Here is a 13110-nt window from a genome sequence, read left to right on the forward strand (position 1 = left end):
CTGATTTAAATACGAACCGGAATTCCCTGAGCAGCCATATATTCTTTTGCCTGACCAACGGTGTACTCACCATAGTGAAAAATACTTGCGGCCAAGACAGCGTCTGCATGACCTTGGGTAATACCATCAACCAAATGCTGCAAATTGCCCACGCCGCCGGAAGCAATTACTGGAACGGACACCGCATCGCTTACTGCAGCAGTGAGGGCTAAGTCAAAACCATCTTTACTACCATCGCGATTCATGCTCGTCAGGAGAATTTCTCCAGCACCGCGTTTGGCAACCTCAATAGCCCATGCCACCACATCGATTCCAGTAGCGGTTCTGCCGCCATGCGTAAACACTTCCCAATTTCCTGCCTCAGTTTGTTTGGCATCAATTGCAACAACGATGCATTGAGAGCCGTAATAGGCTGCCGCATCTGAAACTAAATCTGGATTAGTGATGGCGGAAGAATTGATGCTCACTTTATCAGCACCAGCATTAAGTAAGCGACGCACATCAGCCACTGCACGCACACCACCACCAACAGTAAGCGGAATAAATACTTGTGATGCGACATCTTCAATAATGTGCAGGATCAAATCACGCCCATCGGACGTCGCGGTAATGTCTAAGAAAGTTAACTCATCAGCGCCTTGAGTGTCATAACGCTTGGCGATTTCTACAGGATCGCCTGCATCACGCAAACCAACAAAGTTCACTCCTTTAACAACGCGCCCTGCTGTGACATCCAAACAAGGAATAATTCTTTTGGTTAACACTAGGTAATGTTCTTTTTGTATTTGAGTGTTAACTCATCAGCATATTTTTGAGCAGCTGCCAGATCAAGGTCACCAGCATAAATAGAGCGCCCAGCAATCACGCCCATCACACCCTCTTCTTCGGCTTTACAGAGCGCTTCAATATCTTTGTTATTAGAGAGGCCGCCACTGGCAATCACTGGAATACGGATTGCTTGAGCCAGCTTCATCGTGGCCTCAATGTTAACGCCTTGGAGCATGCCATCGCGACCAATGTCGGTATAGATAATGGCCTCTACACCCCAGTCTTCAAATTTCTTGGCGAGATCAATTACTTCATGGCCGGTAATCTTGCTCCAACCATCAGTGGCTACTTTGCCATCGCGAGCGTCAAGCCCTACCATCACCTGTCCAGGAAATGCCGTGCAAGCATCCTGTACAAAGCCGGGATTTTTTACTGCAGCGGTACCAATAATCACCGTGCTAATACCATCATCCAATAAACGTTCAATTGTTTCCAAATCCCGAATACCACCACCAAGTTGAACCGGAATTTCATCTCCGACTGCTTTCAAAATCGATTTGATAGCGGACTCATTTTTGAGTTTTCCAGCAAACGCGCCATTCAGATCAACCAAGTGCAAACGTCGCGCGCCTTTGCTAATCCAATGCGCAGCCATAGCCCCTGGATCTTCAGAAAATACCGTGGCTTTGTCCATATCACCTTGTTCTAGTCGAACGCAGTGGCCGTCTTTAAGATCTATTGCAGGGATGAGCAGCATAGTGAAACGTTAATAAATTAATTAAGGTTGCCAAGAAAGAAAATTTTGATAAAGCTTTAACCCGTATTCTGCACTTTTTTCTGGATGAAATTGCGTTGCAAAAATATTATCTCTTGCAACCGCAGATGTAAACCAATCGCCGTATTCAGTAGATCCAGCAGAATCTTCTTTACGTTGCGGCACAACATAGTAGCTATGCACAAAGTAAAAACTCGTTAAATCCGGAATTCCCTCCCAAATGGGATGCTGACGGTCTTGACGGACTTGATTCCAGCCCATGTGGGGCACTTTGTAAGCTGAGCCGTCGGCTTGCTTTTTACCGTTTAAATCAAAGCGACGTACTTCCCCGGAAATGAGCCCTAAACAAGGCGTCCATTGCTCATTAGCCCGAACTTCTGCACTTTTATCAAAGAGCATTTGCTCGCCCACACAAACCCCTAGCAATGGCTTGTTTTTGGAAGCCTCTAGCAAAGCCTCAAGAAGTCCTGACTCCTCAAGATGTTTTATGCAATCAGGCATGGCGCCTTGACCAGGCAACACTACGCGATCGGCAGTACGAATTTCTTCTGGCTTGTGAGCAATCAATACCTTGTCATCAGGCGCTACATGATGGCATGCCTGATATACGGAACGAAGGTTACCCATTCCGTAATCAACGATCGCAATAGTTTGCGCCAAAATTTAGCCTATCTTTGCTGTTATCTAACGGGCAACTAGAAGTATCTAGATTAGAGACTGCCTTTGGTTGAGGGAACCGAACCAGAAGCGCGTGGATCAATTGCCAAAGCCATCCGAAGTGCACGCCCAAAGGCTTTGAAGACCGTCTCAATCTGGTGGTGCGCGTTAATACCGCGCAAATTATCAATGTGCAAAGTCACTCCCGCATGGTTTACAAAACCACGGAAGAACTCGATGCTCAGATCAACGTCAAAATCACCCACCCGCGCACGGGTAAATGGGACATTGAATTCCAGGCCTGGGCGCCCAGAAAAATCGACCACTACGCGAGAAAGGGTTTCATCTAAAGGAACATAAGAGTGGCCATAACGGGTAATACCTGCTTTATCGCCCACTGCCTTTGCAAAAGCTTGGCCCAATGTAATCCCCACATCCTCAACGGTGTGATGATCATCAATATGAGTATCGCCCTGCGCGACTACTTTCAAGTCAATCATGCCGTGACGGGCAATCTGATCGAGCATATGGTCTAAGAAAGGGACACCTGAAGCTAGTTCGGCCTTCCCAGCACCATCTAAATTGATGGAAATTTGAATTTTGGTTTCCGAAGTGTTTCGGGTAACGTCGGCTTGCCGCATGCTTCATTGCGCCGCGAGGCGAAGTGTTGATTGAAGCCTCATAATATCATTCCTAGAAGATATATAAATGCTGAAATTACTTCACTTTCTTTCTGATTTTTGACCTGAGTACCCTCATGAGCCGTTTTTGGAGCCCCGTTGTTCAAACTTTAACCCCCTATGTTCCTGGGGAGCAACCGCAAATGCAGCGGCTGGTAAAGCTCAATACGAATGAGAGTCCTTATGGCCCATCACCAAAAGCGTTGGCAGCGATCAATAGTCAAACGAACGATGACTTGCGCCTCTACCCAGATCCAGAAGGTGTGGCCCTAAAACAAGCTATTGCCAAATTGCATGGCCTAAATCCAAACCAAGTATTTTTAGGAAATGGTTCGGACGAGGTTCTAGCCCATGTTTTTGCGGGTTTATTGAAGCAAAACAAACCAGTACATTTTCCAGATATTACTTATAGCTTCTATCCGGTTTACTGCAAGCTCTTTGGCATCGAATATCAAACGATTCCACTAGGAAACGATTTTGAAATCAATACTAGCGATTTTTGCGAACCCAATGGTGGCGTTATTTTCCCCAATCCCAATGCCCCCACTGGAAGATCAATTGCTCGCTTAGAGATTGAAAAACTACTCGCGAAGAACAAAGACTCTGTAGTAGTGATTGATGAAGCCTATGTCGACTATGGAACACAGTCTTGCGTTCCCCTCTTGCGCGGTAGTCAGTGTCCTGAAAATCTTTTAGTAGTGCATACGCTTTCTAAATCCAGAGCGCTTGCTGGCCTACGAGTTGGCTTTGCTCTTGGTCACCCCACCTTGATTGAAGGCTTAGAGCGAGTAAAAAATAGTTTTAACTCTTATCCATTAGGGCGCCTTGCTCAAGCAGGTGCTATTGCAGCCATTGAGGATCAAGCGCACTTAGAAACTACCAGTGCCAAAGTGATTCAGACACGTACTAAGTTAGTTGAGCAATTACATGCTTTGGGTTTTGATACCTTGCCATCAACCGCAAACTTTATTTTTACTCGTCACCCAAAACATTCTGGCGCAACAATGTATCAAGCCTTGAGAGATCGCGGCATCATCGTACGTCATTTCCAATCTGCGCGTATTGAAGAATTCTTGCGTATTACGATTGGTACAGATGAACAAAGTGGTGAACTTGTCGCCGCTTTAAAAGAAATACTTTCTTAACTTCGTTATTATTTCTTCAGACGCATCTCAGCCGCACGTGCGTGAGCTTGCAAGCCCTCGCCGTGGGCCAGGGTGCTAGCTACAGCACCCAAGGTTTGTGCGCCAGCCTCGCTAACCTCAATCATGCTTGAGCGCTTAATGAAGTCATACACACCCAATGGTGACGAGAAGCGGGCGGTGCGCGCAGTAGGTAAGACATGGTTAGGACCAGCACAGTAATCGCCAAGTGACTCACTAGTGTAATTACCCATGAAGATGGCGCCAGCATGACGAATCTGTTCGGCCCACTTACGTGGATCTACAGCACAAATCTCTAAGTGCTCAGCAGCGATTTCATTGGCAATATCACAAGCCTCATTCATATCTTTAACTTGAATCAGAAGAGCGCGATTGGTTAAAGAAGTCTCAATCACTTTTGCTCTTGGCATCTCAGGAAGTAATTTATTGATGCTTGCCTGCACTTGCTCAATAAATGCTGCATCAGGGGATAGCAAAATGGATTGCGCTTGCTCATCATGCTCTGCTTGAGAAAACAAATCCATTGCGACCCAATCGGGATTACTAGAGCCATCGCATAAAACCAAAATCTCTGAAGGCCCAGCAATCATATCGATGCCAACCGTACCAAATACTCTGCGCTTAGCAGCAGCAACATAGGCATTGCCTGGACCAACAATCTTGTCTACGGATGGAATACTCTTTGTACCAAAGGCTAAAGCACCAACTGCTTGAGCACCACCAATGGTGAAGACGCGATCTACGCCAGCCAAATAAGCTGCAGCCAACACCAAAGGGTTGCGCGCGCCATCAGGAGTTGGCACCACCATGATGACTTCAGTAACACCTGCTACTTTTGCAGGAATCGCATTCATTAAAACAGATGATGGATACGCGGCTTTGCCACCAGGTACATAAATACCAACACGATCTAGAGCTGTTACTTTCTGACCAAGACGGGTGCCATCAGCTTCTTCATATTCCCAAGAGTGGCAGCCTGCTTCAATCTTTTGTTTCTCGTGATACGCACGCACTCGTTTAGCAGCAATGTCCAGAGCATTCTTTTGCTCGACAGATAAAGAGTTGTAGGCTTGCTCCAAATCTTTACGAGGAATTTCTAATTCCGAAACATGAGAAACATTTAAGCGATCAAATTGCTTAGTAAAGCTGAGAACTGCTTCATCGCCCTGCTTTTTAACGGCTGACAAGATTTTGACAACAGCAGCATCAATTGCCTCGTCATCAGCCATGGGCAAGGAAAGACTAGAGAGCAGTGTTTCTTTGAAACCCGCATCTTTACTATTGAGACGCTTAACCTTGACCTGTGAAGACATTGAATGTGTTTTTAGCTTATTTCAACAAATCAAAAATAGGTTGAAGCTGAGTGCGCTTACGTTTGTACGAAGCTTGATTCACCACTAAACGTGCACTGATATCAGCAATAGGCTCAACCTCAACCAGGCCGTTGGCTTTAAGCGTATTGCCTGTCGAGACTAAGTCCACAATAGCATCAGCCAAGCCTACTAAGGGAGCAAGCTCCATCGAGCCGTAAAGATGAATCGTATCAATATGAACACCTTTATTAGCAAAGTGATCACGCGCGCAATTGACATACTTCGTTGCCACTTTTAAACGAGAGCCTTGCTTTACTGCCGCCGCGTAGTCAAAGCCTTCACGAACTGCAACTGACATACGGCACTTGGCAATATTTAAATCAAAAGGCACATATAAGCCATCTGTACCTTTTTCCATCAAGACATCTAAACCTGCGACACCAAAATCAGCGCCACCAAATTGCACGTAAGTCGGCACATCTGAAGCACGCACAATAATCAAGCGTACATCAGGGTTAGATGTCTCAATAATAAGTTTGCGAGACTTCTCAGGATCCTCTTTTGGCACAATGCCAACCTTAGACAGGATCTCAGCAGTCTCTTCGAAGATACGCCCTTTAGAGAGGGCTAAAGTCAATTTCATGACTTAATTATCACTCAGTTATGCCACTGAGTTACTTCACGCGTTTAATGTTGGCGCCCAAGAGGGTCAACTTTTGCTCCATACGGTCATATCCACGATCTAAATGGTAAATTCGGTCTACCTGGGTTTCGCCTTGGGCTGCAAGCCCCGCAATCACTAGGCTGGCAGAGGCGCGTAGGTCAGTCGCCATAACAATGGCGCCAGAAAGCTTTTCTACACCCTGAGCAATCGCGGTATTACCTTCAATTGCAATATCAGCGCCTAGACGATTGAGTTCCTGAACATGCATAAAGCGGTTCTCAAAAATAGTCTCGGTAATAGTTGAATTGCCACTAGCTACTGCATTGACTGCCATCAGTTGCGCTTGCATATCCGTTGGAAATGCGGGGTACTCAGAAGTACGGAAACTCACTGCTTTTGGACGAGCCCGCATCGAAGCTTTAACCCAATCAGGGCCCACCTCCATTTGTAAGCCAGCCTCTTTCAATTTCACCATCACTGCATCGAGCGTATCGGGACGACAGTGCTTGACTAGTACCTCGCCACCAGCGGCAGCGACTGCACAAAGGAAGGTGCCCGCTTCAATTCGATCCGGAATCACAGAGTGTTCAGCGCCGTGTAATTTCTCGACACCCTCAATCACTAAACGATCACTACCAATTCCCGAAATCTTCGCGCCCATCTTCACTAATAGTTCAGCTAAATCACCAACCTCTGGTTCGCGTGCAGCATTTTCTAAAATGGTTGTGCCTGAAGCTAAAGTTGCCGCCATCAATAAATTTTCTGTACCAGTGACAGTAATCATGTCTGTCAAAATTGAAGCGCCTTTTAGGCGATCAGTTGGCGGATTTGTTTCAGCCTGAATGTAACCACTCTTAATTTTGATGCTTGCGCCCATGGCCTTTAAGCCTTTAATATGCTGATCCACAGGGCGGGCACCAATTGCACAACCGCCTGGCAAAGAAACCTTGGCGCTATGCATTCTAGTAAGAAGCGGGCCTAGCACCAAGATAGAAGCGCGCATAGTTTTTACCATTTCATAGGTAGCTTCTGAGCTCTTGATGGCTGCAGCATTCAATACCACATGGTTACGATTTTCTGCATCAGGAAAGCTCACCACCACACCAATCTCTTGCAAGAGTTTAAGCATGGTACGAACATCTTGGAGATCTGGCACATTACGCAAGACCACCGGTTCATCGGTTAATAGGCAAGCACACAAAATGGGTAAAGCGGCATTTTTAGCACCAGCTATCTTGACCTCACCCTTGAGGGGGGTCCCGCCTACCATTCGTAATTTATCCATGAAACGCTTCCAGTAAAAACTTGTATATGTGATTTAAATCTTGTTGCTGTTCTGGGTTTTCTACTAGGCAGCTGAATTCTGAGCAAACTCTTCTGGTGTAAATACCTTCATTGATAAAGCATGTACTTCAGCTTTCATACGATCGCCCATCGCACCATAAACCAATTGATGACGCTGTACGAGACGCTTACCTTCAAACTCAGGACTAACAATCGTTGCAAAAAAATGTTGGCCGTCACCCTCAACCTGAACGTGGGTACAGTTAATGCCTTGTTTGATATAGCCCTCAATCTGCTCGGGGGTTGGAAACATGCTTCTCTCCTCAAAATCGATATAGTGCAAATCATTAATGGCGCAGCTTATAACCCTTTTGCAATAAGCGCAAAGCAACGGCTGAAACTACCGCAAAGAAACACAGAACGATGGCTAAGCTACTCCATGGGGAAACATCAGAGACACCAAAGAACCCAAAGCGAAAACCATCAATCATATAAAAGAATGGATTGAAATGGGATACAACCTGCCAAGCGGGAGGCAGAGAATGAATCGAATAGAAAACCCCCGATAACATTGTGGCAGGCATGATGATAAAGTTTTGAAAAGCAGCCAGTTGATCGTATTTATCTGCCCAAATACCTGCTATCAAGCCTAAGCTACCAAGAATGGCAGCACCTAGAAAGGCAAACGCCAAAATCCATAGCGGATGTTCTAAGGAGGGCAATCCAAACCAGAGCGTAATTAAAAATACACCTAAGCCAACAACAATTCCACGAAATACAGCGGCCAAAATATACGCTGCATAAAATTCAAAGTGACTCAAAGGGGCAAGCAATACAAATACCAAGTTGCCGGTAACCTTTGATTGAATCAGGGATGAAGAAGTATTTGCAAAGGCATTTTGCAACACACTCATCATGACCAAGCCTGGAATTAAGAAAGCGGTGTAATTCAAACGTCCGTACACTTCTCTACCTTCTAGCACATGACCAAAAATCATGAGATAGAGAACTGCGGTTAAGACTGGCGCAGCCACTGTCTGAAAAGCCACCTTATAGAAACGCTTCACCTCTTTAAACAACAAAGTCGGAAAGCCGCTGCCATATTCGAGGGCGGGTTTATTGAGAGCCTGATTTGGGGCCTTACTCACAATGCACCTCCTGACATGATGTTGACAAATACATCTTCAAGATCAGTTTTACCTTCACCATCTTTTTTCACCGAGCCATAGCGGGTGAGCAAATTTGCAGTTGTATCTAAGGCAACAATCTTGCCCTGCTTGAGCATCGCAATACGCTGACACAAAGCCTCGGCTTCTTCCAAGTAATGGGTGGTTAATACAATCGTGTGACCATCCTGATTGAGTCTGCTAATAAATTGCCACAAGGATTGACGTAGCTCGACATCAACGCCAGCAGTAGGCTCATCCAAAATAATGACGGGTGGTCGATGGACTAAGGCTTGGGCAACCAATACGCGACGTTTCATACCGCCAGACAAAGCACGCATATTGCTATCGGCTTTTCCTGTGAGATCTAAATTTGCCATGATTTCATCGATCCAGGCATCGTTGTTGCGGATACCAAAATAGCCTGACTGAAAACGCAAAGTCTCGCGAACAGTAAAGAATGGGTCAAAGACTAATTCCTGCGGCACAACGCCGAGCATGCGACGCGCTTCACGAAATGAACTCTGAACATCTGCCCCCAAGATGGCCGCATGTCCTTTATCGGCCCTTACCAGACCTGCAAGAATCGAAATCAGCGTGGTCTTACCCGCACCATTGGGTCCGAGCAGTCCAAAAAACTCTCCAGGCTCAATTTCCAAAGAAACATCATCTAGCGCTTGAAGGGCGCCGTATTGCTTTGAAATATGTTGAATCGAGATCGCTGAATGCATGCTGCTACAAACCTAGCAATGCAGAGACGCCATAGACATTGGCTAATACTTTGAGCTTTTCAGGAGGACGCTCAACTATTAAAGACTGTCCATCAGCTTGTAACTTTTTTTGCCATGCCAATAAGACTGTCAAAACCGTTGAATCAAAATCTGTCAGGGCTGAGCAATCAACGTTTGTCAACGTTGCACTATTTAATAAGCCCTCTTTTTGCAACTGCAGAGCATTTTCTTGTGTAACCGTCTGAGGCAAAAGAAAGGGCATAGTTTGGGGGGCTTAAATTAATTCGCTGGCTTAGCAGTTGCGAGCTGCTTATTACGATCTTGCAAGAATTTCACAAGACCTTCAACGCCATTTTGGCTAATCTGATTTGTAAACTGATTACGATAGGCCTCCACCAACCAAACGCCCATGATGTTCATGTCGTAAACTTTCCAGCCCTTATCCGTTTTTTCTAAACGGTAATCTAAAGGTACTGGATCGCCACGACCAAGTACTACAGTTTTAACAACAACCTCTTTGTCATCTGGTGCAGCACGCAACGCTTTAAATTGCACAGTCTGATCGCGCAATTGACTGAGTGCGCCAGAGTAAGTACGGATCAGCAGATTTTTAAATTCAGAAGTAAGTTGCACCTGTTGCTCAGGAGTCGCTTTTTTCCAGTTAGAGCCCATCGCCATTTCGGTAGTGCGGCGCATATCGGTGTAGGGAACAATTTTCTTTTCAACTAAATCTACAATCTTCGGAATATTACCTTTTTGAATTTCTGCATCGGCCTTGACTGAGGCCATAACATCGGTCACTACCATCTTGATTAAGGCATCTGGAGGGGTTGCCTGATCAGGCACTTGCGCAAAGAGGGGGCCAGAAATCAACAGCAAGCCGATTGCTAAGCATCTGGAAAACATATTGCAACTTTTCATATATTCCAACTCGCTAGATTTAACTAAAACATTGAACTCATTGAGGGCTCATTTTAGCCCTTTACACCAACCCTTGAGCGCTGCTTACTGGTAAGGGTTTTCGTAAACCGGCATCTGAGGCTCTTCGTCATCACGCCCCTCATTAATCTGATATTGACGCCTTTGAATATAGGCATCTCGCATGAAGCTGTACTTATCAATAGCAGCTCCATCCAAAAGATCGCCCGCCTCGTAATAGGTGTTACGAGCGTTAATAACGCGCAAACCAGTGATGCTATTACGTAGGCCCACATCTTTTACATATTTAAATAGGTAATCAGACTCTAAATCAGCGACTGTACCGAAGGTATCGCGTACGTTACTTGGACCAAAGAAAGGCAGAACAACATAAGGACCAGCAGGTACACCCCATACACCAAAGGTTTGACCCCAGTCTTCTTTATGCTTCTCAAGGCCACCTGGAGTAGCTAAATCTATAAAGCCTCCAAGACCCATCGTTGTATTCACAGCGACACGCATGAAATCATTGAAAGCATAACCAGGCTTACCCTGTAATAAGTTATAGAAAATGTTATAGATATCGCCGTAGTTACTAAAGAAGTTATAGATACCGTCGCGAACAAACTCAGGCAATACAAAACGATAACCAGCAACCACCGGCTTTAACAAATAAGCATCTAGGCCTTCGTTAAATTCAAAGACAGAGCGATTGAAAGGCTCCCATGGATCATGGGGAGAAGGCTCAACTCCCGCAGGAATAGAAGCGCAGCCCACCAATGCAACAGCCATGCAAAGCAAGATGCATTGCCTAAGCTTGCTGATGAACCTGACTGCTGACAACATTATTTTGCTGTGCTCTTCTCTTGGCCGCTATCAGCAGCCTTGTTGTAGAGGAACTGACTAATCAGATTTTCTAAAACAATCGCTGATTGGGTTTGTGAAATCCTTTCACCATTAGTTAACATATCATCTGACCCGCCAGCTTCTAGCCCAATGTACTGCTCACCCAATAGACCTGAAGTCAAAATCTTTGCCGATGAATCTTTGGGAAACTTATAAGAATCTTCTATCGTCATCACAACAGTTGCTTGATAGGTTTTATCATCGAATGAAATATTGGCGATGCGCCCCACTACGACACCAGCACTCTTAACAGGCGCACGTGGTTTGAGTCCACCGATATTGTCAAAGCGCGCAGAAATTTTGTATGTCGGCGCAAATGAAACAGCATTCATATTGCCAACTTTTAATGCAAGAAATAACGCTGCCAGCAAACCAATGGCAACAAAAATTCCTACCCAGATATCAATTGCACTTTTTCTCATAAGAACCCTAGTTTATTCTTTCTAATTTGAGAACATCATTGCGGTGAGCAAGAAATCCAACGCTAAAACCGACAAAGAAGAAATCACCACGGTACGTGTGGTTGCCTGTGAAACACCTTCAGGCGTTGGTTTTGCCTCATAGCCTTGATAAAGGGCTATGAAAGTCACTGCCACACCGAATACCAAGCTTTTAATTAAGCCATTTCCAATATCGGAAAAGAGATCCACCCCACCCTGCATTTGTGACCAAAACGCCCCCGAATCGACCCCAATTAAAGGAACGCCAACAAAATAACCGCCCATCACGCCCACAGCCGTAAAAATCGTTGCCAAGATCGGCATAGAAATAATGCCAGCCCACAGACGCGGGGCAATCACACGGCCCAATGGGTCTACCGCCATCATCTCCATGGCACTTAACTGTTCACCCGCTTTCATTAGCCCAATTTCTGCAGTTAAAGAAGTGCCGGCACGCCCCGCAAACAATAAGGCCGTAATGACTGGGCCCAACTCACGCGTAAGGGACAAAGCAACCAATAAACCTAAAGCTTGTTCTGAGCCATAGCGGTTTAAGGTGTAGTAACCCTGGAGACCCAAAACAAACCCAACAAACAAACCGGAGACAGCAATGATCACAAATGAGTGATTGCCAACAAATAAAATTTGATCCACAACTAAGCGTGGTCTTTTCAATAAAAAACCTGAGCGCCAAATGACTGCAGCAAACATGCACGTAGCTAGTCCAAGACTAATTAAGTTACGACGAATAAAAAATCCGAGGTCACCAAAAAGATTGAGGATTGCAGTCATCAAGCCCTCACTCCAAAATCTTCTTCCAAGCTTTGGCCCGGGTAATGAAATGGCACCGGACCATCAGGCGCGGCGTCTAAAAACTGTCTGACAAAAGGATCTGTGGAACGACTTAATTCCTCAGGTGTACCTTGTGCACCAATGCTGCCATTCGCAATGAAATATACATAATCTGCAATCTCAAAGGTTTCTTCAACATCGTGCGTGACCAATAGGCTCGTGGCCCCTAGGGCATTGTTCAGATCGCGAATGAGCCTGGCTGTAATGCCCAAAGAAATGGGATCCAAGCCTGCAAAGGGCTCGTCGTACATGATGAGTGGAGGATCTAATGCAATTGCTCTAGCCAGGGCTACTCGTCTTGCCATACCACCCGAAATTTGCGAGGGCATTAAATCGCGTGCGCCACGCAAACCGACTGCATTTAATTTCATGAGTACGAGTGAGCGCAAAAGCTCTTCACTTAAATCGGTATGTTCACGCAATGGAAATGCGACGTTTTCAAAAACACTCAGATCAGTGAACAAGGCGCCGAATTGAAAAAGCATTCCCATGCGACGACGGGCAGCCATTAATTCCTTGCTACTCATCTTGCCAATATCCTGACCTTCGAATAAGACCTGTCCAGATTGGGCGGTGAATTGACCACCAATTAAACGCAGAATCGTCGTCTTACCACAGCCAGATCCGCCCATTACGGCAACTACCTGGCCACGACGGAACTCCATATTAAGCCCTGACAAAATTTGTCGCTCGCCAGGGGCATAGGAAAAGTTGACGTCTTTAATAGAGACGACAACTTCACCTAGAGATTTTTTGACATCCAATGAGCTTGGCCGAGGACTATTCATATCCC

16 protein-coding genes and 1 pseudogene are annotated in these 13110 nt (G+C 45.6%); 1 reads left to right on the plus strand and 16 read right to left on the minus strand.

Annotated features, from left to right (window positions below; all coding sequences use genetic code 11):
• Positions 1-5 precede the first annotated feature (5 nt).
• Genes hisF through hisB form a run of 4 tightly spaced genes read right to left on the minus strand, consistent with a single transcriptional unit; the run spans position 6 to position 2841 of the window.
• Positions 6-764 carry an imidazole glycerol phosphate synthase subunit HisF gene (gene hisF / locus VC178_RS02505; RefSeq protein WP_215319493.1) on the minus strand — a complete coding sequence of 253 codons (759 nt, stop codon included), beginning with the start codon at positions 762-764 and terminating at the stop codon, positions 6-8.
• Positions 764-1525, minus strand: coding sequence for a 1-(5-phosphoribosyl)-5-[(5-phosphoribosylamino)methylideneamino]imidazole-4-carboxamide isomerase (gene hisA / locus VC178_RS02510; RefSeq protein WP_215381787.1), 762 nt, complete (start codon positions 1523-1525; stop codon positions 764-766). Before hisA ends, hisF begins: the two co-directional genes overlap by 1 nt.
• 21 nt (positions 1526-1546) lie before the next feature.
• Entirely contained in the window at positions 1547-2203 is a 657-nt protein-coding gene (hisH, locus tag VC178_RS02515; RefSeq protein WP_323481525.1) for an imidazole glycerol phosphate synthase subunit HisH, read from the minus strand.
• A 50-nt stretch (positions 2204-2253) separates the two neighbouring features.
• Positions 2254-2841, minus strand: coding sequence for an imidazoleglycerol-phosphate dehydratase HisB (gene hisB, locus VC178_RS02520; protein WP_323481526.1), 588 nt, complete (start codon positions 2839-2841; stop codon positions 2254-2256).
• Positions 2842-2957: 116 nt separating this feature from the next.
• Between hisB and hisC the strand changes: the two genes are divergently transcribed.
• On the plus strand, positions 2958-4025 hold the full coding sequence (gene hisC, locus VC178_RS02525; protein WP_215296138.1) for a histidinol-phosphate transaminase: 1068 nt from the start codon (positions 2958-2960) through the stop codon (positions 4023-4025).
• 8 nt (positions 4026-4033) lie between these two features.
• On the opposite strand, the gene hisD is transcribed toward hisC, so the two are convergent.
• The 12 genes and pseudogenes from hisD to VC178_RS02585 all read right to left on the minus strand — a co-directional run bounded on the left by hisD (position 4034) and on the right by VC178_RS02585 (position 13105).
• Positions 4034-5356 carry a histidinol dehydrogenase gene (gene hisD, locus VC178_RS02530; protein WP_323481527.1) on the minus strand — a complete coding sequence of 441 codons (1323 nt, stop codon included), beginning with the start codon at positions 5354-5356 and terminating at the stop codon, positions 4034-4036.
• A 16-nt stretch (positions 5357-5372) separates the two neighbouring features.
• Positions 5373-5999, minus strand: coding sequence for an ATP phosphoribosyltransferase (hisG, locus tag VC178_RS02535; protein ID WP_216123498.1), 627 nt, complete (start codon positions 5997-5999; stop codon positions 5373-5375).
• A gap of 31 nt (positions 6000-6030) precedes the next feature.
• Positions 6031-7305, minus strand: coding sequence for a UDP-N-acetylglucosamine 1-carboxyvinyltransferase (gene murA / locus VC178_RS02540; protein WP_323481528.1), 1275 nt, complete (start codon positions 7303-7305; stop codon positions 6031-6033).
• Between the two features lie 63 nt (positions 7306-7368).
• Positions 7369-7617 (minus strand): BolA family protein, encoded by a 249-nt coding sequence (locus tag VC178_RS02545; protein WP_215296134.1) that lies wholly within the window; start codon positions 7615-7617, stop codon positions 7369-7371.
• A gap of 34 nt (positions 7618-7651) precedes the next feature.
• Complete coding sequence (locus tag VC178_RS02550) at positions 7652-8452, minus strand: ABC transporter permease (protein ID WP_216123494.1); 801 nt, start codon at positions 8450-8452, stop codon at positions 7652-7654.
• Positions 8453-8517: 65 nt separating this feature from the next.
• Positions 8518-9201: pseudogene (locus VC178_RS02555) on the minus strand (ABC transporter ATP-binding protein); the annotation flags it as partial.
• A 4-nt stretch (positions 9202-9205) separates the two neighbouring features.
• Positions 9206-9463, minus strand: coding sequence for an STAS domain-containing protein (locus VC178_RS02560; protein WP_215296131.1), 258 nt, complete (start codon positions 9461-9463; stop codon positions 9206-9208).
• A 17-nt stretch (positions 9464-9480) separates the two neighbouring features.
• Entirely contained in the window at positions 9481-10107 is a 627-nt protein-coding gene (locus VC178_RS02565) for an ABC transporter substrate-binding protein (protein WP_323481529.1), read from the minus strand.
• A gap of 99 nt (positions 10108-10206) precedes the next feature.
• Positions 10207-10911, minus strand: a complete 705-nt coding sequence (locus tag VC178_RS02570) for a VacJ family lipoprotein (protein WP_323481530.1) — start codon at positions 10909-10911, stop codon at positions 10207-10209.
• 53 nt (positions 10912-10964) lie between these two features.
• The gene (gene mlaD, locus VC178_RS02575; protein ID WP_323481531.1) at positions 10965-11447 is read right to left on the minus strand and encodes an outer membrane lipid asymmetry maintenance protein MlaD; all 483 of its coding nucleotides are present in this window, start codon (positions 11445-11447) and stop codon (positions 10965-10967) included.
• A gap of 21 nt (positions 11448-11468) precedes the next feature.
• Positions 11469-12257, minus strand: coding sequence for a lipid asymmetry maintenance ABC transporter permease subunit MlaE (gene mlaE / locus VC178_RS02580; protein WP_323481586.1), 789 nt, complete (start codon positions 12255-12257; stop codon positions 11469-11471).
• Complete coding sequence (locus VC178_RS02585) at positions 12257-13105, minus strand: ABC transporter ATP-binding protein (RefSeq protein ID WP_216123486.1); 849 nt, start codon at positions 13103-13105, stop codon at positions 12257-12259. Before VC178_RS02585 ends, mlaE begins: the two co-directional genes overlap by 1 nt.
• Positions 13106-13110: the final 5 nt, after the last annotated feature.

It is taken from the genome of Polynucleobacter sp. AP-Sanab-80-C2 (genome assembly GCF_035012965.1).
In the GTDB taxonomy this organism is placed as follows: Bacteria; Pseudomonadota; Gammaproteobacteria; order Burkholderiales; family Burkholderiaceae; genus Polynucleobacter.

What these genes read in the sequence shown, in the direction of transcription:
- hisA (WP_215381787.1), bottom strand. Translation starts at nt 1,525, where the DNA reads ATGCTGCTCATCCCTGCAATAGATCTTAAAGACGGCCACTGCGTTCGA.
- hisB (WP_323481526.1), bottom strand. Translation starts at nt 2,841, where the DNA reads ATGCGGCAAGCCGACGTTACCCGAAACACTTCGGAAACCAAAATTCAA.
- hisC (WP_215296138.1), top strand. Translation starts at nt 2,958, where the DNA reads ATGAGCCGTTTTTGGAGCCCCGTTGTTCAAACTTTAACCCCCTATGTT.
- hisD (WP_323481527.1), bottom strand. Translation starts at nt 5,356, where the DNA reads ATGTCTTCACAGGTCAAGGTTAAGCGTCTCAATAGTAAAGATGCGGGT.
- hisG (WP_216123498.1), bottom strand. Translation starts at nt 5,999, where the DNA reads ATGAAATTGACTTTAGCCCTCTCTAAAGGGCGTATCTTCGAAGAGACT.
- murA (WP_323481528.1), bottom strand. Translation starts at nt 7,305, where the DNA reads ATGGATAAATTACGAATGGTAGGCGGGACCCCCCTCAAGGGTGAGGTC.
- VC178_RS02545 (WP_215296134.1), bottom strand. Translation starts at nt 7,617, where the DNA reads ATGTTTCCAACCCCCGAGCAGATTGAGGGCTATATCAAACAAGGCATT.
- VC178_RS02560 (WP_215296131.1), bottom strand. Translation starts at nt 9,463, where the DNA reads ATGCCCTTTCTTTTGCCTCAGACGGTTACACAAGAAAATGCTCTGCAG.
- VC178_RS02565 (WP_323481529.1), bottom strand. Translation starts at nt 10,107, where the DNA reads ATGTTTTCCAGATGCTTAGCAATCGGCTTGCTGTTGATTTCTGGCCCC.
- VC178_RS02570 (WP_323481530.1), bottom strand. Translation starts at nt 10,911, where the DNA reads ATGGCTGTTGCATTGGTGGGCTGCGCTTCTATTCCTGCGGGAGTTGAG.
- mlaD (WP_323481531.1), bottom strand. Translation starts at nt 11,447, where the DNA reads ATGAGAAAAAGTGCAATTGATATCTGGGTAGGAATTTTTGTTGCCATT.
- mlaE (WP_323481586.1), bottom strand. Translation starts at nt 12,257, where the DNA reads ATGACTGCAATCCTCAATCTTTTTGGTGACCTCGGATTTTTTATTCGT.
- VC178_RS02585 (WP_216123486.1), bottom strand. Translation starts at nt 13,105, where the DNA reads ATGAATAGTCCTCGGCCAAGCTCATTGGATGTCAAAAAATCTCTAGGT.